The sequence below is a fragment of the Desulfonatronum zhilinae genome (assembly GCF_900182865.1).
In the GTDB taxonomy this organism is placed as follows: Bacteria; Desulfobacterota; Desulfovibrionia; order Desulfovibrionales; family Desulfonatronaceae; genus Desulfonatronum; species Desulfonatronum lacustre.
The window spans coordinates 42124-63829 of record NZ_FXUJ01000022.1 but is presented as its reverse complement, the minus strand read 5'-3'; the positions used below and the strand labels follow the sequence as shown (position 1 = coordinate 63829).

The following is a 21706-nucleotide window of genomic DNA, read 5'->3' as shown; positions in this document are numbered from 1 at the left end:
AAGACGCGGGAAGCCATGTCAAAGAGCAAATTACTGTCAAATTACTTTCTCAGGACACCTTTTTATCGCCTTTTCAGCTCAACTGCTCCGGTTCGTCCCCTTCAGCACACCTACCAGGGGCATCGCTGGGGGCTGGCCGCATAATTGCCGCTGACTTTTTGCAGGGACATCAGACTTACACAAGAAAAATATGATGAACTCTTTACGAACGATCCGAATATTCTCAAGGAGGCATTGAAGCAAGCCTACGAGATCAGAAAGTTTGAAATCGAGCTTTATTGGAAGCGGGCAACATATTTCTGGACATTCATTGGTGCTGCCTTCGTGGGATATGCAGCATTCTTCAATGATCGTACCACAGGCACACCTCCAAATCCAGAAAGAGAGTTCGTCCTTATTCTCATAGCGTGTATTGGCCTTGTGTTCTCAGTCGCATGGCATTGCGTCAATAAGGGCAGTAAGTTCTGGCAAGAGAATTGGGAGAATCACGTTGAACTGATGGAAGACAAAGTGTTTGGGCCTCTCTACAAAACACATACCAAAAGACCGGCTCGCGCATCGTGCCTTCGGGACTCGGTCATCGATTTCTTTGTAGCACCAAAGCCATTTTCGGTTTCAAAGGTGAATCAACTGGTCAGCACATTTATTGCGCTGATATGGGTGCTCATCTTATTTTCTACAGTTGGAAATATCTGCTTTTCCGGCTGCGCTATTGACTGGAGGAAAACGGTTCCCTTCGCATTGGCCTTGGCGACTTGTGCGGGATTTTGGCTTGCTGGCAAGAGTCACGAGGGGAAGCACAATCCTAGAGTTTTTCTGAGAGAAACCGCTGTTAATGAAGACGATGCATAACTTTCGGTCCACACGGACCTTGCGCATAAAGCCGCGCAAGGCCGGTGTCCTTCACGTTGATCGACCTACAAAAGCAATCCCCCACGCAACCCAGCCTTGAATTCCGCCCTCGCCTCCTGAACAGCCGCGAGGATTTCCTGTTTGAAGTCTTCGCGGCTGACGGCTTCCTCGAGCATGAGCAGCATCTTGTCTACGGTTATGCCAGCGACCAGACCGCCGACCACGCCGCCGATCATCATGCCCACGGCGGTGCCCAGGCCAGGAATGACGGAACCGATGGCCGCACCGGCCGCGGCACCTGTCGCGGCTCCGCCAGCGGAACCTGCTGCCTTGCTTCCAGCGGCCTTGGCCAAGGCCTTGGCGGCCAGCTTGAAGACGTTCTTCCCGGCCACCTTTCCCGCGACCTTCTTGACCACCACCCCGGTCACGACCCCGGCGGCGGCTCCGCCGCCGATACGGGTGTGGAAGCCGATCACGTCGACATGCATGGACGGATTCAAGACCTCGTTCAGGGAGATTCGGCGCTCCACGCTGACCTTGTCGGCATCCTTCGGAGGGGCGACCCGGTTTTCGTCCATGATCCGTCGGGCTGCTTCGTGGTACACTTGCAACGCCGTCTTGTGTTCCGCCATGGCCTTGCTCAGGGCCAATTCCACGTTTTTGAACGGTTCGCCGGCCAGCAGACTTTCTTCGAGCTTGCGGATCATGTACGTTTCGATCTGGCCGACCAGCAGGTGCATGATCCGGGCGTATTCTCCGGGCAGGCTGTAGTACCAGTCCAGGTACCCGTCCACGTTGGCTTCCAGGGCGTCGAAGGCCAGATCGACCTGCTCCTCCAGGCGGTCCATGGAGGCTTCCACCGTGCGCAGGGCCTGGAGTTGGGCTTGATGGAGCCGGTCGATGGTTCCGGGGCGGAAGTACTGTTCGTCGATCTGTTCCAGCCTGGGCACGACCCAGGCTTCGGCGCTCTCTCTGGCCTGGGCCATTTCGTGGGTCAGTTCCGGATTACTCCGGAGCAGGCTTTCCAGGGAGGTGACGGCCGGCAGATAGATGAACAGGGCCACGAAGGTGAACACGGCCACGATGGCGGCGAAGCGGCGGGGAGGCACGGGCGGGGGAACCTGGGCCGGTGTGAGCGGGCCGAAGACGCGCCTGAATTCGAGGCCCGGGATGAGCAGGCAGGAGAGCATGGCGCAGGCGTTGAAAAAGACCACCAGTCCGCCCAGCCCCACCAACGCCGCGGCCCAAAGCATGTCTGGAAAGGTGCCCGAAAAGACACTCGAAAAGGCACTTGGAAAGTCATCCAAAAAGTCATTCGGGGACGCGCTCGGGCCTGCGAGGATTCCCGGCGGATTGCCCAGGAAATAGGCCTTGGCCCCGTCATATACCGCGAGATACTGGGAGACCTCATAAACCAGGGCGCTCCCGGTCATGTCCGCGACATGGGCCTTTTGGGCGTCGATGGCCTCGGACAGGGAAGGGTAGTGCGTGGGGGCGGTCAGAAACATCAGGGTCAGCACGTAGGCCGGGACCATGACCAGGGGGGTGAGGGTTCGCGCCCAGCCCAGGGCCATGCTGGTCACCAGGAAGGGCTGCATTTCCCGGGCGATCAGCTTGCGGCTGAGTTGGAACAGGGCCCAGAAAACCGGCGCGGTCAGAAAAAAGACGGTCCACTCCAGCCGGGTGGAGGTGTGAAACTGGATGAGCAGGAAGAACGACGAGACAAGGGCCCAGCCGACCCAGAACAACCCCTTGAGCAGACGCCGCGAAAAGAGCGCATGGACCCAGCCCCGCTGGGTGAAGAAGGTCAGACGGCGGATCTGGTTGATGGTGGCGGTGTAGAATCCGCTCAGGGCCACGGGAAGGCTCAGGGCGAACAGGCCCAGGACGAAAACCCAGTATTCGCGGCTCCCGAAGGTGCTGCCCAGTAGGTAAACGATCACGCCCCAGATCAGGGTCTTGAGGGCAAAGGCCAAGGGGCCGACCGCCCCGGCCGCGGATGGCGAGGGTTGCCGGTCCGGATGGTCGTTGGAGCGACCGTCGTCGGTTTTCGAGGGCTGTGGGGAAGCGTTGGACATGATCCTCTCCGGTTGTTTTGCGCTTGCGAACCTCCGCTTCAAGGGTGGTTCGCGGAAAGGGGAGGCCCGTCATACCATGATCCGCATGAAGGGCAAGACCTTCCAGTCCACACTGGTGTGGACCGGGATGGAAATTCTTGGCGCTCCCCGCTTCCTGAACGAAACGGGCGGTTCAGTTTCGTGTCCGCTTCGGTCAACAGGTTCCGAACCATCCCGGTTGCTTCCACTTAAAATGTGGTTTAAGGGATTCAGGGTAAAGTACTCCGCAAGAGGTGAACCATGACGACACATGCGCAGCTAGTTCTTGAGAAGGCCGTGGGGCTGCCCCCCATTGAGAGAGCCGAACTCGTCGAGGGGATTCTCGCGAGCTTTGACTTCCCGGCCCGAGCCGACATCGATGCGGCGTGGGCGCGAGAGGCGGAGGATCGGATTGACGCCTATGAACGGGGCGACATAGCCGCGATTCCGGCATCCCTGGTGTTCGACCGTGTCGAGAAAAAGTACTCCTCGTGAAGGTGGACTTTCTCCAAAGCGCCGATGACGAATTCGCCGAGACGATTGCATACTATAATCGTCAAAGCGAAGGCTTGGGGTTGGAGTTCGTAGCGGAAGTCAAACGGGCTCTGAAGCGCATCCTGCAGTATCCAGCCGCATGGACGCCGTTGTCGAAGCGAACCCGCCGCTGTTGTTTAAATCGTTTCCCGTACGCGTTGCTCTATCAGATCCGGGGCGACGCTATTCTTGTCGTCGCGGTCCAAAATCTGCATAAGCATCCGGATTCCTGGAGGTCGCGACTCAGGACTGAAGAGATTTAGCAAAGGCGAACAACCGGCTTCGATGCGGATAACAGGAACGGAGCAGGTACGAAATTGTCCTTACGGCCGTGTTCTTCACTTCAGACGGCAGTCAGAAGCGGCAGTCAGAAGCGGCAGTCAGAAGCGGCTTGCCATGAAAAGACCTCCCAGGTTAATTTTGCCGTGTAAAATTAACCTGGGAGGTCTTTGTGTACCAGCGTGAACTGATGCTGCCCGTGGGGGAGCAGAGCTGTTTTCTTTTTGGCCCCCGGCAAACGGGCAAGACGACCTACATGGCCACCGTGCCTGGAGATCGACCGCGATTCGACGTCAATCTGCTCTCCACCGACATCTTCCTCAAGTACAGCCGCGACCCCTCTCTGTTCCGCCGGGAACTCGAATTCTGGCTGGTGGGGGCAAGCTGCACATAGCATGAACCCTGAAAGAAGAGCGAAGGCTTTTTGCAGAAGCAGACGGACTCGTCAGAGTCGACCGATCCTAACCCATAAGGATTGCCTGGTCTTCAGCTCGCCCGACTTTCAAGCATGCGCAGAAGCAATTCCTGAAGAAGCTGCTGATCCGACGCGCCGAGCCCTTCGATGATCGGCGCCAGCGCCTGTTGGCCCTGGGCACGCACCCGCTTTACGAGCTCGACCCCATCGCTCGTCAGAAAAACATCTGTCGCTCTTCCATCCTCTTCATTCGGTGCACGCGCCACCAGCCCCCGCTTTTCCGCTCGGGCGATCAGTCCCGACATCGTCTGCTTCTCCAGACCGAGGTAGTCTGCGAGTTCGGCCATGCGTGGGCGCCGATCCCACAGAATTCCTAGGACACGAATCAGCGAGAGGGACAAGTCGTTTTCGGCGCCAATCTTGTTGACGACGGCCATCGTGACAAAGGCGCTCGTCATAAGTGCGTCGGCCAGTTCCTCGCTGGATGGGGGGGCTTGCTTCAGGGATATTTCCTTTTTCATCGCAATTCTTCTTGACATGGTTCGTAATGCGAGTCAATAATAGGTTCGCAATGCGAATTATTTGGTCCCGACCACAAAAGAAGAGCCCCATGATAGCCAAAGCCGAGAGCCGCGAGTGCGTGCCTGCCACGCACGACGACCTGTTAACCGCGCGGGTAAACCCCGCACGGGCCTGGATCCGCCTGTACCGAAGTCTCGGCGATGGCTGGAGCGCCACGCCGAGTCCCACCGAGCAATGGGCATTCCAGCTATGAAACGTCACCTCGTCCCTGTCTTCTTCATCGTTGTCCTTTCCGCCGCCTGTGCCGCGCTGTTTGTCGCCATGCGCAGCGCCGTCCCTTCTTCCTCCTCGCCCACCGCAGTCGCACCGGCGCTGACAGTCAAGCACACCTTTGCCACGGCGCAGCGGTGGCCGCAAACCCTGCACACCGTCGGCAGCGTTGCCGCCTGGCAGGAGGTCGTCATCGGCGCGGAAATCGGCGGGCAACGCCTGTCACACCTGCTGGTCGACGTCGGCGATCGGGTGGAGAAGGGACAGCTTCTGGCGCAACTCAGCCCCGGCACGCTTGAAGCTGATTTGAACGCCAGCCGTGCGGCGCTTCAGGAGGCCGAGGTCAATGCCGCAGAGGCGCAGCGTGCCGCCGATCGTGCCCGGGCGTTGCAGCGCACCAAGGTCTTGTCTGAGCAGGCCCTCGACCAGGCCTTGTCCGCTGCCGACGCGGCACACGCTCGCTTGGCCGCGGCCCGCGCACGCGTGCAGGCGGACTCGCTGCGTCTGACGTATACTGAGGTGCGCGCACCGGACGAGGGGGTGATCAGCGTCAGACCTGCCGTCGAAGGCGCGCTCGTGCAGGCCGGGGCTGAACTCATGCGCTTGCAGCGCCAGGGCCGGTTGGAGTGGCGTGCCGAGCTACCCGGGCCGGAACTCGCACAGGTGGCGCTTGGTCAGCCCGTTCGCATGGCGCTCGGTGGCGCGCAGATCGTTGAAGGCCGCGTGCGCAGGGTTTCGCCGCAGGTTGATCCGCACACCCGCACCGGCATCGTGTACGTGGACCTTGAGCCTTCCGCGCAGGCGCGCGCAGGGCTGTTCGCGCGCGGCGAATTTCTGCTGGCAGAACATACGGTGCTGACGCTGCCGGAAACCGCCGTTTTGCTGCGTGACGGATTCAGCTATGTCTTCCGCATCGAAGGCAGCCAGGTGCGGCAGCAGAAGGTGACGGTGGGCGCCCGGCGTGGTGACCGGGTGGAGATCCGCGAGGGGCTCGACGCCGGTACGCCGGTCGTCGAGTCCGGTGTGGGCTTCCTGTCGGATGGCGTGACGGTGCGCCTCGCGACCGCAGGCCCGAATGCATATCCCTCGCTGAAGGAACGGCCATGAACGTCTCCGCCTGGTCGATCCACCACCCGGTCCCAGCCACCCTGCTGTTCGCCATGCTCACGGTGGCGGGCCTCTTCGCATTCCATGGCGCCAAGATCCAGCACTTCCCGGACGTGGATCTGCCCATGGTGACCGTTGTGGCCAGTTTACCCGGCACGGCCCCGGCCCAGATGGAAACCGAGGTGGCGCGCAAGCTGGAAAACGCAATGGCCACCATGAAGGGGCTGCGGCACCTGCACACCGTGGTGCAGGACGGTGTGGCCACTATATCGGCCGAGTTCCGCCTGGAGAAGCCGCCCCAGGAAGCCCTGGACGACACCCGTGCCGCCGTGGCCCGGGTGCGGGCCGATCTGCCCGCCGCCTTGCGCGATCCCGTCATCAGCAGGATCGAGTTCAAGAACGAGGCGATCCTGACCTACACAGTGGCATCATCGCGCATGGACGAGGAAGCCTTGTCGTGGTTCGTGGAAGACCAGATCACCCGGCGTCTGCTCGCCGTGCCTGGCGTCGGCGCGATCATCCGTGTGGGCGGCGCGAGCCGGGAAGTGCGCGTGGAACTGGACCCGGACCGGCTGCTGGCATTGCGCCTGAATGCCGCCGATATCTCGCGTCGGCTCGCCCAGGTGCAGCGCGAGGCCCCGGGCGGCCGTGCCCGACTGGGCAGCGGCGAACAGACGGTGCGTACCGTCGGCACGGTGCCCTCGGCCGAAGCGCTGGCGGCGATGGAGATCCCCCTGCCTAACGGCCGCAGCGTGCGCCTGGATCAGGTGGCCACGGTGAGCGACACACTGGCCGAGCGCCGCAGCGGGGCCTTCCTCGACGGCAAGCCGGTGGTCGGCTTCGAGGTCTTTCGCGCCACCGGCGCCAGCGACCTGGACGTGGCCCATGGCGTGCGCCGGGCGCTTGCCGAGTTGCGCAAGGAACGCCCCGACCTCGAACTTACCGAGGCCGTCAACACCATTGACCAGGTCTTGGAGAACTACCGGGGCAGCCTGTCGCTGCTCATCGAAGGTTCCTTGCTCGCGGTCCTGGTGGTGGGGCTCTTTCTGCGCAACCTGCGCGCCACCCTTATCTGCGCGGCGGCCTTGCCTCTGTCCATCATCCCCACCTTCCTGTTCATGCAATGGATGGGGTTCACGCTGAACATCATCACCCTGCTGGCCCTGTCGTTGGTGATCGGCCTCCTGGTGGACGATGCCATCGTCGAGATCGAGAACATCATGCGCCATATGGGGCGGGGCAAGGAACCCCTTGCGGCGGCGCGCGAGGCGGCCGACGAGATCGGACTGGCGGTAATCGCCACCACCTTCACCCTGATCGCCGTTTTCCTGCCCACTGCCTTCATGCAAGGCCTGGCCGGCAAGTTCTTCGTGCAGTTCGGCTGGACGGCCTCCATCGCCGTGCTTATCTCGCTGGCCGTGGCACGGTTGCTCACGCCGATGATGGCAGCCTACCTGCTGAAGAAACCAACCCAGCCCCATGCCGAGCCCTTCTGGATGCCAGCGTACCTGAAGGCCGCCCGCTGGGCGTTCACACACAAGTGCGCCACGCTGGCGATCACGGCGGCCTTTGGTCTTGCCAGTGGCATACCCTTGCTCACGGGCGCCATCAAGGGTGACTTCATGCCGCCGAGCGACCTGAGCCAGACCCGGATCAGCGTCGAGTTGCCGCCGGGGAGCACCTACGCGCAAACACGGACTATCGCCGATGAGGCGCGCGCCATCACGGCAGCGCACCCGCATGTGAAGCAGATATACACCGCCATCGGCGGGGGCAGTGCAGGAGACAACCCCATGAGCGGTGTCGCCGAGTCCCGCACGGCCCAGCTGACGCTGAACCTGACGCCACGCAAGGAACGCCCGGGCGTAAACCAGCAGGACATCGAGCGCGAGCTGCGCACGAGCCTGCACGCGGTGGCCGGTGCACGCATCAAGATGGCTGCGGGCGAAAGCTACATCCTGGTGCTCTCCGGCGAGGACAGCGAGCTGCTCGCGCAGCATGCGGCCACGGTGGGGCAGGAACTGCGCGGACTAGCGGGGATCGGCCAAGTGACCAGCAGCGCGGGCCTGCAGCGGCCCGAGCTGATCGTGCGCCCGGACACCGCGCGCGCTGCAGACCTGGGGGTGAGCACCGACGCCATCGCGGAAACCGTGCGCGTGGCCACACAAGGCGACTACGACCAGTTCCTGCCCAAGCTGAACCTCGGCCAGCGCCAGGTGCCGATCGTCGTGCGGCTGCCCGACGAAGCCACGCGGGATCTCGAACTGCTGCGCCAGCTCACGGTGCCGGGCGCGCGGGGCCCGGTGCCGCTGCGCGACATAGCGGACATTGAGATCACCAGCGGCCCGGCGCAAATCAACCGACTCGACCGCTTGCGCAACGTGAACTTCGAACTCGAACTCGACGGCCAGGCCCTGGGCGACGTGCAGCGGCGCGCCAACGCGCTGCACAGCCTGTCCCACCTGCCGCAGGGCCTGGTAAAGCACGACATCGGCCAGGCGGAAACGTCCAACGAACTTGGCCGGAGTTTCCTGCTGGCAATGGGCACGGGCGTGGTCTGCATCTACATCGTGCTGGTGCTGCTGTTCCACGCCTGGGCGCAGCCGGCGACAATCCTCGGGGCGTTGCTGTTGTCCATTCCGGGGACGATCCTGGCGCTGTTCCTGACCAGTACCCACCTCAGCATGCCCGCCATGATCGGGATGGTCATGCTGATGGGCATCGCCACTAAGAACTCCATCCTGCTGGTTGAGTACGCCATCATGGCACAACGCGACCACGGGTTGCCCAGGCTCGATGCACTGCTCGACGCCTGCCGCAAGCGCGCACGCCCCATCGTGATGACCTCGCTGGCCATGGGCGCCGGGATGCTGCCCATTGCCCTGGGCTTCGGCGCCGACCCGAGCTTCCGCGCGCCGATGGCCATCGTCGTGATCGGTGGCCTCATCACCTCGACCTTCCTGAGCCTGCTGGTAATTCCTGTATTCTATGAAGTTGTTGACGACCTCGTCCAGCGCTTCGCGCCGAGACGATGACCGCTGCACCCCTACCTCAAAAGCGCCCGCAAGCGCCTGACCATGCATCCGATCTACCACCTGTTTGACCTCGGCGTGATCAATACGCTGTGCGGACGTATGGGAGAAGCGCCGCAACGGGGCACGACCGTTTACGGAAGGCTCTTCGAGCAGTTCGTCATCCTGGAACTGAAGCGGCTGTTGTCGTATCGGGAAAAGGACTGGCCGGTGCATTACTGGCGTACGGCGCATGGAGCGGAAGTGGACATCGTGCTGGAGACGGAACGTGAACTGTGGGCCGTGGAAATCAAAAGCAGCCAGACCATTCGCGCATCCGAGCTGCGCGGGTTGGCCTCGTTTGCAGCCGAACACCCTCACGCTAAAACCTTTTGCGTTGGGGAGATGGACCGGGCATACCGCATTGGATCGACGCTCTGCCTGCCCTGGCGCGATTTTTTTGGACTCATCGAAGCATGAATCTTATACCAATTCTACTTCGGCGATGCGTTTTTCGCTTGAGAAATGCAGTTATCGGCGTCGGTATCGGTATCGGGATCGATACTGTTTATTCCCAATAATTCGACCCCGATGCCGATACCGATACCGAAAGAGAAGCTTCGAATTGGAAATGGTATTGAGATCCTGGGAACAACCTTTCCGGCCAAGGAGCCCTGGCCCTTCCGAGAAGGAAACCGATCACGTCGACATGCAAGAACTACAGGCCATGGTACGGCGGCCACTCAGGCCTGCCACATTAGCCGGCCGGTTCGTTTCCGACCTTCAGGCCGGGAGCATCGCACAGTCCGCGAAAAATATCCCGGAGCGTGTTCTGGTCGATGAATTCATGGAGGGGGCGTTCATAGTAGTCGTCGTCCGCGTATGACGAGCCCAATGCTCTGGATGTTTCGGGCGCTCCGGACGCGTTTTGGTGGTCGTTTAGGTGGTCGCTCAGATGGCCTTTCAGGTGGCCTTTCAGATGGCCGTTCCGATGGTCGTTCAGGTGGCCTTTCGGGCCCGATGCAGCTCCGGGGACGATTTCCCCTCCGGAGACATCCAGCTTGAGCCCGGAGTTGTTTTTGATCCAGGTGTCGGTTTCATCGTGGGTTCCCAGGAACAGGAAGACGAAGTCTCCCTCATGCCTGGCCAGGACCAGCCGATGCCCACCGGCGAGGTTGAATTTCCAGCAGTTTTCCATTCTGGCCTCGCCGTTGGTGGTCAACTTCCGGGCAACATTGGGGTCCAAGCGACCGCTGTCGGCCAGGTCCTGGATAATTGTCTGGGCCTGCCTGGCAGCGCCCCCGGCTTTACCTCCGGATTTGAGCATTCTGGCTGTTTTCTTGGAAAACTGGGCAGGGTCGGCGATGATCACGGCCATGGAAAACCTCCGAGCATTCGGTGTCGGTGCGGTGGAAACAGTCATGTGTTCACGGAACCGGATTCTTTTAGCGCATCTTTGAGCTTGCTGTCTAATTTGAAAGACAAATGAATGCTTCTTCGGAAGATTGTCTTTTTCGATGCACGGGGCGAAACGGTTGCCCTCATCAATTGGAACGGCAAATGCTCTTGCGGCAATACAATATAGGGAGGCTATTTGACTTTTCGGGTTCTTGTTCTTACCCGATGTTATGCACGTCTCACAAAAGCAAACACTTAACCCAAGAGGACCACAAACATGATTGAAATCACCCCTTCCGTGAAGGAACAACTGGACAGCCACTTTCAAGGCAAGGAGCAATCCCCGATTCGGGTTTTTCTGGCCGCCGGATGCGGTGGAGAACGGCTCTCCCTGGCTTTGGACACGGAGCAGGAGACGGACTTGGTGCAGGAACTCAGCGGCTATACCTTTCTCATCGACAAGGAATTGAGCCAAAAAGCCGGGGCCATCAAGATCGACATGACGCCGTACGGATTCGCCGTCTCCTCCGAGGTCCAGGTGGGCGGCGGAGGCGGTGGGTGCGGGGGAAGTTGTTCGTCTTGTTGATGGACTGATTCCTATCCGTCCCGGAGTTGGCTTTTGTCGGCACGGGTACCGGACGGTAACAAGGCACGGCTTGAGTCGTGCCTTTTTTTTGAACTCAATTTTCTTTCCGAGCGTCACGCATTGGCTGTCAGCCAAGTGCTTCGGGTGAGTTCCTCGGTTTGGCGAAAGCTTTGCTCCACCATGTACGCTTGCCAAGAACAACAGGATCGGATCTCTCAAGAAAAGCATACCCATTCAATCGAATCTGGAACCTTTTAAGCAAATCGGCATATCGAAAAAATCAATGAGAAAGTTTGTTTTAGATAGATGATACGTATTTGACCTGCCTGGAAAATATCCTGTAGGCGACTGCGTGAATGAAAATCCGTTCTCTTCCCCAACCCTTAATCCTAAAATGGAGAAATCCTCATGTTTACCACACACAGCAAAGTTCTTGTTCTGACTCTGGCTCTGATCCTGCTCGCTTCGCCGGTCCTGGCCGGGAACCTGGACAGGTTTGCCGGGATGGAGGGCTCGCTGGACATCGCCGGAGGTACGGCGCACATCCCGGTGATGAACGAGGCGGCCAAGCGAATCATGACGGCCAATCCCAAGGTCCGAATCACCGTGGCTGGCGGGGGCACGGGGATCGGCGTGCAAAAGGCCGGGGAGGGTCTGGTGGCCATCGGCAACACCGGACGCGCCTTGTCTGACGAGGAAGTGAGCAAGTACGGCCTGCGCTCCTTCGCCTTCGCCATCGACGGCGTGGCGCCGATTGTACATCCTGCCAACCAGATCGCGGATCTTTCCGCCCAACAGATCAGGGACATTTTCGCCGGCCGGATCACCCGCTGGAACGAAGTGGGCGGCAACGACGCGGCCATTCACGTTTACGGACGGGAGGAGGCCAGCGGCACCCACGAGGTGTTTTGGGGCAAGCTGCTGAAGAAGGAGCCCGTGGTGGGCACGGCGAACATCATCCAGTCCAACGGAGCCATGAAAGTGGCGGTCTCTCAGGATCGCAACGCCATAGGGTATATGAGCATCGGCCACATCGACGATAACGTGAAGCCCCTGGCCGTGGACGGGATCGTCCCTTCCCAGGAAACGGCCATTGACGGCAGCTACCCGGTGATCCGCCACCTGTACATGAACACCAAGGGCGAGCCCGAGGGCCTGACCAGGGCGTTCATCGATTACGTCCTGAGCGAGGACGGGGCCGAGATCATTCGCGCTTCCGGTTACATCCCGATGCGGTAGCTTCCAGCAGCTTATCTCCCCATGCTTTCCGAATCCTGGATTCGGCATATCTTGTGCGCCGCCGCGACGACTTGCGTCGCGGCGGCCTTCTGCATCCTGCTGGTCCTGGTCTATCTCGTGCTGCCGCTGTTCACCGCGGGCGGGCTGGGCGCGGTATTGTCGTGGCATTGGCTGCCGTTTCAAGGCCAATTCGGCATCCTGCCGATGGTCACGGGTTCTCTGCTTCTCTCACTCGGGGCTTTGACTCTGGCCACGCCTTTGGCCGTGGGCGTCTCGTGCTTCGTCCAGGTGCTGGCACCCGGGCAAATCAAAGGCCTTTGTCTGGCCATGATCCATTACATGACCAGCATTCCCACGGTGATCTACGGCTTTGTCTCGATTTTTCTCCTGGTCCCGTTGATGCGCCAATGGTTTGATCGGGGTACCGGTTTTTCCCTGCTCACGGCCATGATCGCCCTGACGTTGCTGATTCTCCCGACCATTGTTCTGGTTTTTCACGCCACACTGCGCGAAGTGGACCGTACGGCCCGGACGACCTGCGCCTCACTGGGTTTATCCAGGCCGTCCTATATCCGCCATGTCCTTCTTCCCTTGTCCCGGCGCGGGCTGCTGGCCGCTGTGATCCTGGGATTTGGCCGGGCCGTGGGCGATACCCTGATTTCATTGATGCTGGCCGGCAACGCCCCCATGGTTCCCGGCTCCCCTCTGGACTCCATCCGCACCCTCACCGCGCATATCGGCCTGGTCGTGGCCACGGACAGCCAAAGCACGTTCTACCATTCCGTGTTCGCTTCCGGCCTGATTCTGTTTCTGATCATGATTCTGATCAATCTGGCCCTGCGCGGCCTGGGCCGCTCCTTCAGCTCATGAACCCGGGAACTCGCCGCCGGTTTGCCGACCAGGCCACCGTGGTCTTTTGCTGGGCTGCGGCACTAGGCACGGCCATGGCGGTGCTTGCCGTAATGGGGTTCCTCCTCTACCGGGGAGCGGGCGTGCTGGGGACGGAGCTGTTCTTTGGACAGACCCACTGGTGGGAGGCTATGACCGGAGCCCGACCAGCCTTTGGGGGGCTGTGGTCCGCTCTGGCCGGAACATTGCTCCTGGTGGTGCTGTCCTGCGCCATGGCCGTGCCCGTGGGGATTGCCGGGGGCATTTATCTTGCCGAGTATGCGACCCCCCGCTTTCAGGGCGTGGCGGGGTTCGCCGTGGATCTGATGGCCGGTATTCCGTCCATTGTCATGGGACTGTTCGGGTTCAGCATGATCGTGGTCCTGCGGCATACCTTCGCCCCCCAGGCCAAGACCTGTCTGCTGCTGGCCGCGATCTGCATCGCCCTGCTGATCCTGCCCTACCTGGTTCGGACAACCCAGAACGCCTTATCGGGACTCCCGGCCCATCTGCGTCTGCTCGGCCCCAGCCTGGGGTTCGGCGCGTGGCAGAACATCCGGCACGTTCTGCTGCCCTCGGCGGGACGGGGAATCCTGGGCGGCGTGATCCTGGCCATGGGCCGGGCCGCCGAGGACACCGCCGTGATCCTGCTCACCGGCGTGGTGGCCCAGGCCTTTCTACCCCGCAGCCTGTGGGACAAGTTCGAGGCCCTGCCCTTCCGCATCTATTATCTGGCCGCGGAACACCGCACATCTGCTGAATTGGACCAAGCCTTCGGCACGGCCCTGGTTTTGCTGACGCTCACGGGACTGTTGTTCTGCCTGGCCTTCGGCGTACAAAGAACCATGGAAAAACGATGGAAAGCATGATGACGCATTCTGAACCTCTCCTGGACATCAACGATCTGACAGTGCGTTTCGGTGGCCAGACCGTTTTGTCCGGAGTCAGCCTGAGCATCCATCCCGGAGAACTGGTCATGGCAGTGGGGCCGTCCGGCTCCGGCAAGACGACGCTGCTGCGGGCCGTGAACCGGCTGAACGAGGAATTCTCCGGGTGCGAAACCAGCGGGAGGGTTCGTTTTCGTCCGCAAGATCGCTGGCTGGACTGCTATGCCAAAGACATCTCCCTGCCCGAACTGCGTCTGCGCATGGGCATGGTATTCCAGCACCCCAACGTCCTGCCCTTTTCCATCCACAAGAACGTGGCCCTGCCTCTGCGGGTATCCCTGGGGTTGGACAAGGCGACGGTGGAGCAACGGGTCCAACAGGCTCTGCGGGATGTCTGGCTCTGGGACGAGGTCAGGGATCGCCTGCACGACAACGCCCTGAATCTGTCGGGCGGGCAGCAACAGCGGTTGTGCCTGGCAAGAGCCCTGGCCCTGGAACCGGCCATCCTGCTCTTGGATGAACCGACAGCCTCCCTGGATTTCAAGGCCACTCGGAAAATTGAAGCGTTGTTTCAGGAGCTGAAACAACGCTATGGGATACTCGCCGTGACCCACAGCCTGGGCCAGATGCGCCGTCTCGCGGACCGTGCGGTGGTGCTGCGAGACGGAGAACTGGTTTCCGAGTTGTCCCGAAATGAACTCGAAAACCAGGATAGCTGCCGGAGGATTATGGAGGAGATATTCTGAGGCGACTTTGACCTGAACCGCGATTGACCCCTGATGGCTTGCCGCTTCCTTCTCGTGCACGGAACGCAAAGATATGTGAGCAATTACCCTACATATTCTTCGAACAGCAAAATGTGGGGTAACAGGAGCCCGTTTCTGAAACCATGGACGAAAGCCAAAGGCCCCGTTTTTCCTATCACCGGGATATTTCAGCTGCTATCCGCGCAGAGTCGCCGAAAGACGCAGGGGGTGCGTTAAGAGATCGAGAGCGTCGCACACGGATCGGCAGACCACGTCGGCAGCGGCCAAGGTTTGCGGAGCCGCGCCTTCCTCCTGGAGTAGGGCGATGCCCAGGGCCGCGGCTTCAAGCATCAGGACGTCGTTGCGGCCGTTACCCACGGCGACGCATCCGGAAGGTCCCAGTTTCTCCAGATACGCGGCCTTGGCCCTGGCCTGTTCGGACGCCGGGATGACGGACACCGCGCAGGCGATTCCCCGCATCTGGTCCTGCACGCTGCCGAAGGTGTCCGCCGTGAGCACATGGATTTCCAGCGCCGGGCCCAGATTGTTCAGCCGCTCGCGCACACCGGGCAACAGCTTGCCGTCCCGAGCCAGGGTGCCGTTGAAGTCCAAAACAAGATGTTCGAGAGTCAGGCTTGTCCAGCCGGGTATGTCGATGGTCAGCATGGTGGTTATCACTTGTATTATTTGAAGAACCCATCGGCATCGGCGGCGAAATGTCCTCATGGCGTTCAAAGGTTGAGTTTTATGCCGCCGTGGCCTTTCAGTTCATGGCCACGATTTCCAAAAAAGCCTCGATGCGTGTTCGGAGCTGTTCCGTATCCGACTCCGAGTAGTCGGTTTCAATGTGCAGAAACGGGATGTTCAGGGTTTGTTCCGCCAGGGTCTTTATTCCGTGGGCCTCAACGTTGTAGGTGTGGCAGCACTGCCAGGTCTGGTCGACGATGCCTTGGATCTGGAAATCCCGGGTCAGCCTGGAGATCAGGTCGAATCGCCCCTGGTTGGGGGTCATGCAGGAGCAGGGGATGCGCAGGTAGCGGTGGGCCAGGGCTTCGAACGGATTCCCGGTCTCATCCACCAGAAGATCGAAATTCTTGAATCCGGTGCAGTTTTCCAGGCAGACCACCACGGCGCCGCTGTCCTCGATTAGTTTCAGAACCTTGTCTGATCCTTTGCCCACCGGACACCCGGTGAGCAGAATGCGCGGCGCGTCGGCCGTGCAAACGGATACGCCCTGGGTTTTCATCTCGGCCAGCTCCCGCGCCATGGTCTCCAGCAGTCGGGCAAACTCGGACTGATCCACGACGAATGAGGAGCTTTCGAAAACGCGCATGGCGTCCAGGCCGGAAAGTGGGATTGGATGCTCACTGGCCATGTAAGCGATTTCCATCAAGAGCCGTCGAACCCTGTTGGCAGCACTGATTTCCTTCTGGAGACGGTCCCGGGTGATCCGCTGCCCCGTGGTCTGCTCAAGAAAGGCTTGCATCCGCCGGATCTGGTCCATCCAGAAGGCCAGGGCCGCTTTATCGTTCTGCAGATACGGCAGATGGAGCAGGTGCAGCGGTTTGATCTCTTGCAGCAGCTCGAACATCTTCTTCTTGCCGTCGCAGGTGGTCTCCCCGAGGATGAAGTCGCTGGCCGCGAAGAACGGGCAGGTATCCGTGACGGCATAGCCGTAACTGGACTTGATCAGGGGGCAGAGGTTTGCCGGGAGGCGCCTTTCCGCCGCGCTGATGGGCTCCTGCTTCTTGCCGCACAGGGAAATGGGCACGGCTCCCGCGGCCCGGACCAGCTCCAAGGGGGCGTAGGTGCAGAACACCCCGGCAATCTTCGCGCCTTCCCGGCGGGCCGTGTCCAAATCCAGCAGGCTCTTTTCCGCCCAGTTCTCGAACCGGGGGAAGCAGTGGGGTTTGGGAGTCGTCATGACATCATTTTCTTGGGTGAAGGATTGATGTGGCAGGCTTTGCAAATGATGGAGAGCGACCACTCCTTATCCGTCGGATCCCGTCCTCAAGCCATGCAATGCCGCGCCCAGCGCGCCGACCATATCCGGTTGCTCCGGGAGGACGATCCGTTCTCCGATCCGTTCCCGAAGCAGTTTGATCACGCAACGGTTGTGGGCCACGCCTCCGGCGAAGCACAGGGGAGGCTCCAGACCGACCCTGTTGAGCATGGCCATGGTGCGTTCCACGATGGCCAGGTGCAGGCCCATGGCGATGTTCTCCGGCCTTTCGCCCCGGCCCATCAGGGACGTGGCCTCGGACTCGGCGAACACGGTACACATGCTGCTGATGCGTACCTGTTTGGTTGCCCGCAAGGCGAAATCGCCGAACTCCTCAATGGGGACTTGCAGCGAAGTGGCCATGATTTCCAGGAACTTGCCCGTCCCGGCGGCACAACGGTCGTTCATCTCGAACTTCAGCACCCGCCCTCCCGGCCCCAGGGAAATGACCTTGGTGTCTTGGCCGCCGATGTCCAGGACGGTGCGTGCCTCTGGAAACAAGAGCGCCGTGCCCAGGGCATATGCCTGGATCTCCGTAATCGCCCCGCACGGCTCCAGGATGCCGCTTTCCACGAACAGCTTGCGACCATAGCCCGTGGCCGTCGTTCGCTCCACCCCAATCCCTTCAAGAATATCACGACACTGGCGCAAGGGATCAAAGGTTGTTGAAGTCCTGACTTGTTGGAGGATTCTTCCTGCCGTGTCGATGACGACCAGCTCGATGGACCGTGAGCCGATGTCGATTCCGGCTGTTCGTCCGGTGTAAATGGACTGCGTCATGGATGAAGGAGAAGCCTTGAGCAAAGGTTGTCTTGAAAAGCAAAAGCCTCAAGGTGAAATAGAAGCTGTCCAGATACGACCCGCGCATGAATAGTTCATGGCTTGATAATATTCGTTTTTTACGGAAACCCTATGCGGGACGCCTGAGTGTTATGATGGAGTGGTATCGTATCATTGGGTTTGGTGTCTAATTGCAATTGTCTATGCATTGGTAGTTTGTATATCGTTTTTTTCAATGGCGCGGCGTTCAAGTAAGTATTTTTAATAATCTGTAGTCTTTGGTTGTAGGTATGTCATTTTTGCGATTATTGCGATTTATATTTTGAATGTATTACGGTAAAACTATCAGAAGCCTTAGAAATACATTATATTATGAGTAAAATTTGTGCCAAAGCTTGCCGAATATGAAGAACTATTGACCTCTATCGTAAATTTTACATAGTTATGCCGTATGCTCCGTAAGGGCATTTGCTCAAGGACACCGAACTGATCAAATCCGAACCTTCATGATGAAACCGAGAGAGCCACGGACCATGTCCCATACTTTCAGAAATTCCTGAACCTTCCCCTTGTTGAGGCGAGTTCGCCTTGATTCAGGAGTTGATGCCGGAAGGGCTTTACTGCACCTGAACAATACGGAATTGTTGCGTGTTATCACTGTTGACGCATCTTCATCATGGTCGCTTGCGACCTCCCGGGCCGACTCTCCTTGATCGGTCGTCAATCCCGTTCGCTCTTTTCTCCGCCGTCTCCGCCTTTCATCTTCCGCTTTCCAACTCTCTGCCATCCCGTGCCTTTTGCCGACCATCTCCTTCAGGAGTCGGCTTTCCCCGACGATCTGAACTGTTGATCATCAGCCGCCGCTCATATTTGAAGTCCGCATTTGGAAGCGGTGCGTCAATCCTTCCAAAGCTTTGTTTTAAGTTTTCTTCCTGGCGCACTCGCACGGGCCATCCGTTCCACGCATCAAACTCAGCGGCATGCATTTGCCGGAGAGTAGATACATATATCCTCGGCAGGGGCGTCTTGCCGTGTCACTTTCAACTTTAAGGAGTCATTATGCAGATTAACCGCAGAAACTTCCTCAAGTTTTCGGCCGTGACCGGTTCGGCCCTGGCTTTCGGCGGCCTGGGATTCAATCTCAGGCCAGCCGTGGCCAAGGCTGAGCTACTGCAACTCCGGGACGCCAAGGAAACAACCTCGGTCTGTTGCTACTGTTCCGTGGGATGTGGTCTGATCGTCCACACGGCCCTTGGCGGCAAGGGGCGGACCGTCAACGTGGAAGGTGATCCGGATCATCCCATCAGCGAAGGGTCTTTGTGCGCCAAGGGGGCCTCGGTCTATCAGTTGGCCGAGAATGAGAATCGGGTGACCAAGGTGCTTTACCGCGCGCCTTACGGCGACAAGTGGGAGGAAAAGACGTGGGATTGGGCCATTGATCGGATCGCCCGGAAGGTCAAGGAGGCCAGGGACCAGACCTTCGTGACGACCAATGCCCAGGGGCAGGTGGTCAACCGAACGGACGGCATCGCTCATGTGGGGTCTGCGGCTCTGGACACTGAGGAGTGCTGGTACCTTTCTTCCCTGATGCGCAGCCTGGGGCTGGTGTACATCGAACACCAAGCCAGACTGTGTCACAGTTCCAGCGTGCCGTCCCTGGCAGAGTCTTTTGGTCGCGGGGCCATGACCAACCACTACAACGATCTGATGAACAGCGACTGTATTCTGATGATGGGCGGCAACCCGGCGGAATGTCACCCGGTTTCCTTCAAATGGATCATGAAGGCCAAGGAACGGGGGGCGACCCTGATCAGCGTGGACCCGCGCTTCAACCGGACTTCCAGCAAGGCCGACATCTACGCTCCGATGCGCTCCGGCACGGACATCCCCTTTCTGGGTGGGATGATCAAGTATATCCTGGATAATAACCTGTATTTCAGGGACTACGTGGTCAACTACACCAACGCGGCTTTCCTGGTGAACCCGGATTTCGGTTTTGACGACGGGCTGTTTTCTGGATGGGATCCGGAGAAAAACGCCTACGACAAGTCCACCTGGACATATCAGTTGGACGACAAGGGGGTGCCCAAGCGCGACTTGACGCTTAAGGACAAGAACTGCGTCTTCCAACTGCTCACAAAGCACTTCGAGCGCTACACCCTGGACCGGGTCTCCGAGACCACCGGCACGCCCAAGGATAAGCTTCTGGAAGTCTACAAGGCCTACGCCGCCACGGGAAAGCCGGACAAGTCCGGGACCAACACCTACGCTATGGGCTGGACCCAGCACACCATCGCGGTCCAGTTGATCCGGACCATGGCCATGATCCAGCTTCTTCTGGGCAACGTGGGCAACGCCGGCGGCGGGGTGAACGCCCTGCGCGGCGAGGCCAATGTCCAGGGCTCCACGGACAGCGCTTTGCTCTATCACATTATCCCGGCCTACAATCCTACGCCCCGTGCGGTCTGGCCCACCCTGGCCGACTACAACAAGGCCAATACTCCGGTCAGCCATGATCCCAAGAGCGCCAACTGGTGGCAGAACCGGCCCAAGTACATCGCCAGCCTGCTCAAGGCCATGTATCCGGACAAGACGCCCGAGGAGAGCTACAACTTCATGCCTCGGCTGGACGTGGGCCAGAACTGCTCCTGGCTGGTAATGTTCGACCACATGCTCCAAGGCAAGTTCAAAGGCCTGTTCGCCTGGGGCATGAACCCGGCGGTCAGCGGCGCGCATTCCAACAAGACCAGGGAAGCCATGACCAAGCTGGACTGGCTGGTCAACGTGAACATCTTCCAGAATGAGACCGGTTCTTTCTGGCACGGTCCGGGCATGGACCCCGCCAAGATCAAGACCGAGGTCTTCATGCTTCCGGCCGCGGTGTTTTACGAAAAAGAAGGCTCCATCACCAATTCCGGACGCTGGGCCCAGTGGCGGTACGCCGGTCCCGCACCGATGGGAGAGAGCAAGATCGACGGGGACATGATGGTCATGCTGGTCAAGCGGATAAAGGAACTCTACCAGGAGGAAGGGGGTGCGTTTCCCGATCCAGTGGCCAGTTTCACCCTGGATGCCGTGGTTACGGACGGCAGGTTTGACTCCGTCAAGATGGCCAAGCTTCACAATGGCTATTTTCTTAAGGACAAAAAGATCGGCGATACCACCTATAAAGCCGGAACCCAGGTGCCAAGCTTTGCCTTACTCCAGGACGACGGTTCCACGGCCTGCGCCAACTGGTTGTACTGCGGCTCGTTCACCGAGGCTGGAAACCTGATGGCCCGCCGCGACAAGACCCAGACCGAGATGCAGGCCAACATCGGTCTGTTCCCCAACTGGGCCTGGGCCTGGCCGGTAAACAGGCGCGTCCTGTACAACCGGGCCTCGGTGGATCAACAGGGCAAGCCCTTTGCCCCGCAAAAGGCGGTCATCAAGTGGGAGCAGAGCAAGTGGGTCGGCGACGTGCCCGACGGTCCCTGGCCGCCATCGGAGAGACACCCCTTCATTATGACCACCGAGGGCTTCGGGCGTCTTTTCGGTCCCGGCTTGGTGGACGGTCCTTTCCCGGAACACTACGAACCCCTGGAATGCCCCTTTGAAGAGCAACCGTTCTCCAGTCAACTGCACAACCCCACGGCCCTGCATTTCTCCGGACCGCTGGAAAAGCGGGCTGTGTGCGATCCGCGCTACCCCTTCATAGGCACCACATACCGGGTTACCGAGCACTGGCAGACAGGGGTCATGACCCGCTGGACCCCCTGGCTTCTGGAATGCCAGCCCCAGATGTTCGCGGAGATCGATCCCGAGCTGGCCAAGCTCCGAGGCATCGCCAACGGGGAGAAGGTGATCGTGGAAAGCGTGCGCGGCCAGGTGGAGTGCGTGGCCATCGTCACTCCCCGCCTGAAACCCTACAAGGTCATGGGGCAGAGCCTGCACATGGTCGGGGTGCCCTGGCACTACGGCTGGGTGCACCCCAAGGACGGCGGGGACGCGGCGAACCTGCTGACCCCGGCCGTGGGCGATCCGAATACCGGCATCCCGGAGACCAAGGCGTTTATGGTCAACATCCGCAAGGCATAGCCGTCCGTTGAAAAGCT

General features: G+C 59.9%; 20 protein-coding genes. 14 read left to right on the top strand and 6 right to left on the bottom strand.

Features of this window, described 5'->3' with window-relative positions:
* Both AC559A_RS15475 and AC559A_RS15470 read left to right on the top strand, forming a co-directional pair.
* Positions 1-194: hypothetical protein (locus AC559A_RS15475; protein WP_498818599.1), on the top strand; the 194-nt coding region annotated here is incomplete at its 5' end.
* Positions 145-852 carry a RipA family octameric membrane protein gene (locus AC559A_RS15470; protein WP_498818598.1) on the top strand — a complete coding sequence of 236 codons (708 nt, stop codon included), beginning with the start codon at positions 145-147 and terminating at the stop codon, positions 850-852. The genes AC559A_RS15475 and AC559A_RS15470, both read left to right, overlap by 50 nt.
* Positions 853-917: 65 nt before the next feature.
* Here AC559A_RS15470 and AC559A_RS15465 read toward each other — a convergent pair whose 3' ends face one another.
* A complete protein-coding gene (locus tag AC559A_RS15465; protein WP_498818597.1) occupies positions 918-2930 on the bottom strand; it encodes a hypothetical protein in 2013 nt (670 codons plus the stop codon).
* Positions 2931-3209: 279 nt separating this feature from the next.
* Here AC559A_RS15465 and AC559A_RS15460 point away from each other — a divergent pair, with 279 nt between their 5' ends.
* The 3 genes from AC559A_RS15460 (at position 3210) to AC559A_RS15450 (ending at position 4155) form a co-directional block, all read left to right on the top strand.
* Positions 3210-3443: an addiction module protein gene (locus AC559A_RS15460; protein ID WP_028572167.1), complete on the top strand. Its 234-nt coding sequence runs from the start codon at positions 3210-3212 to the stop codon at positions 3441-3443.
* Complete coding sequence (locus AC559A_RS15455) at positions 3440-3745, top strand: type II toxin-antitoxin system RelE/ParE family toxin (protein WP_084031980.1); 306 nt, start codon at positions 3440-3442, stop codon at positions 3743-3745. The genes AC559A_RS15460 and AC559A_RS15455 overlap by 4 nt, the downstream gene beginning before the upstream one ends.
* 188 nt (positions 3746-3933) lie before the next feature.
* A complete protein-coding gene (locus AC559A_RS15450) occupies positions 3934-4155 on the top strand; it encodes a hypothetical protein (protein ID WP_498818596.1) in 222 nt (73 codons plus the stop codon).
* A 92-nt stretch (positions 4156-4247) separates the two neighbouring features.
* On the opposite strand, the gene AC559A_RS15445 is transcribed toward AC559A_RS15450, so the two are convergent.
* Positions 4248-4697, bottom strand: coding sequence for a MarR family winged helix-turn-helix transcriptional regulator (locus tag AC559A_RS15445; protein ID WP_028572165.1), 450 nt, complete (start codon positions 4695-4697; stop codon positions 4248-4250).
* A gap of 250 nt (positions 4698-4947) precedes the next feature.
* On the opposite strand from AC559A_RS15445, the gene AC559A_RS15440 reads away from it, so the two are divergent.
* From AC559A_RS15440 to AC559A_RS15430, 3 genes are read left to right on the top strand one after another with little or no spacing between them, the layout of a single operon-like run.
* Positions 4948-6075, top strand: a complete 1128-nt coding sequence (locus tag AC559A_RS15440; protein WP_498818595.1) for an efflux RND transporter periplasmic adaptor subunit — start codon at positions 4948-4950, stop codon at positions 6073-6075.
* Positions 6072-9110, top strand: a complete 3039-nt coding sequence (locus tag AC559A_RS15435; RefSeq protein WP_498818594.1) for an efflux RND transporter permease subunit — start codon at positions 6072-6074, stop codon at positions 9108-9110. Before AC559A_RS15440 ends, AC559A_RS15435 begins: the two co-directional genes overlap by 4 nt.
* Positions 9111-9152: 42 nt before the next feature.
* A complete protein-coding gene (locus tag AC559A_RS15430; RefSeq protein ID WP_028572163.1) occupies positions 9153-9566 on the top strand; it encodes a DUF4143 domain-containing protein in 414 nt (137 codons plus the stop codon).
* Positions 9567-9843: 277 nt separating this feature from the next.
* Here the strand turns inward: AC559A_RS15430 and AC559A_RS15425 are convergent, their stop codons facing one another.
* Positions 9844-10464 carry a hypothetical protein gene (locus AC559A_RS15425; RefSeq protein ID WP_498818593.1) on the bottom strand — a complete coding sequence of 207 codons (621 nt, stop codon included), beginning with the start codon at positions 10462-10464 and terminating at the stop codon, positions 9844-9846.
* A gap of 297 nt (positions 10465-10761) precedes the next feature.
* Here AC559A_RS15425 and AC559A_RS15420 point away from each other — a divergent pair, with 297 nt between their 5' ends.
* The 5 genes from AC559A_RS15420 to AC559A_RS15400 all read left to right on the top strand — a co-directional run bounded on the left by AC559A_RS15420 (position 10762) and on the right by AC559A_RS15400 (position 14830).
* Entirely contained in the window at positions 10762-11070 is a 309-nt protein-coding gene (locus AC559A_RS15420) for an IscA/HesB family protein (protein WP_028572161.1), read from the top strand.
* 408 nt (positions 11071-11478) lie between these two features.
* Complete coding sequence (locus AC559A_RS15415; RefSeq protein WP_498818591.1) at positions 11479-12309, top strand: phosphate ABC transporter substrate-binding protein; 831 nt, start codon at positions 11479-11481, stop codon at positions 12307-12309.
* A gap of 21 nt (positions 12310-12330) precedes the next feature.
* Positions 12331-13179, top strand: coding sequence for a PstC family ABC transporter permease (locus tag AC559A_RS15410; protein ID WP_498818589.1), 849 nt, complete (start codon positions 12331-12333; stop codon positions 13177-13179).
* A complete protein-coding gene (locus AC559A_RS15405) occupies positions 13176-14066 on the top strand; it encodes a PstA family ABC transporter permease (RefSeq protein WP_498818588.1) in 891 nt (296 codons plus the stop codon). The genes AC559A_RS15410 and AC559A_RS15405 overlap by 4 nt, the downstream gene beginning before the upstream one ends.
* Positions 14063-14830 (top strand): phosphate ABC transporter ATP-binding protein, encoded by a 768-nt coding sequence (locus AC559A_RS15400; protein WP_498818586.1) that lies wholly within the window; start codon positions 14063-14065, stop codon positions 14828-14830. The genes AC559A_RS15405 and AC559A_RS15400 overlap by 4 nt, the downstream gene beginning before the upstream one ends.
* A gap of 195 nt (positions 14831-15025) precedes the next feature.
* Here the strand turns inward: AC559A_RS15400 and AC559A_RS15395 are convergent, their stop codons facing one another.
* The 3 genes from AC559A_RS15395 to AC559A_RS15385 all read right to left on the bottom strand — a co-directional run bounded on the left by AC559A_RS15395 (position 15026) and on the right by AC559A_RS15385 (position 17612).
* Positions 15026-15496 carry an HAD family hydrolase gene (locus AC559A_RS15395; RefSeq protein WP_498818585.1) on the bottom strand — a complete coding sequence of 157 codons (471 nt, stop codon included), beginning with the start codon at positions 15494-15496 and terminating at the stop codon, positions 15026-15028.
* 97 nt (positions 15497-15593) lie between these two features.
* Complete coding sequence (locus AC559A_RS15390) at positions 15594-16754, bottom strand: double-cubane-cluster-containing anaerobic reductase (protein WP_498818584.1); 1161 nt, start codon at positions 16752-16754, stop codon at positions 15594-15596.
* Positions 16755-16820: 66 nt separating this feature from the next.
* The gene (locus tag AC559A_RS15385; RefSeq protein ID WP_498818583.1) at positions 16821-17612 is read right to left on the bottom strand and encodes an acyl-CoA dehydratase activase; all 792 of its coding nucleotides are present in this window, start codon (positions 17610-17612) and stop codon (positions 16821-16823) included.
* Positions 17613-18671: 1059 nt separating this feature from the next.
* On the opposite strand from AC559A_RS15385, the gene fdnG reads away from it, so the two are divergent.
* Positions 18672-21689, top strand: coding sequence for a formate dehydrogenase-N subunit alpha (gene fdnG, locus AC559A_RS15380; protein ID WP_498818582.1), 3018 nt, complete (start codon positions 18672-18674; stop codon positions 21687-21689).
* Positions 21690-21706 lie beyond the last annotated feature (17 nt).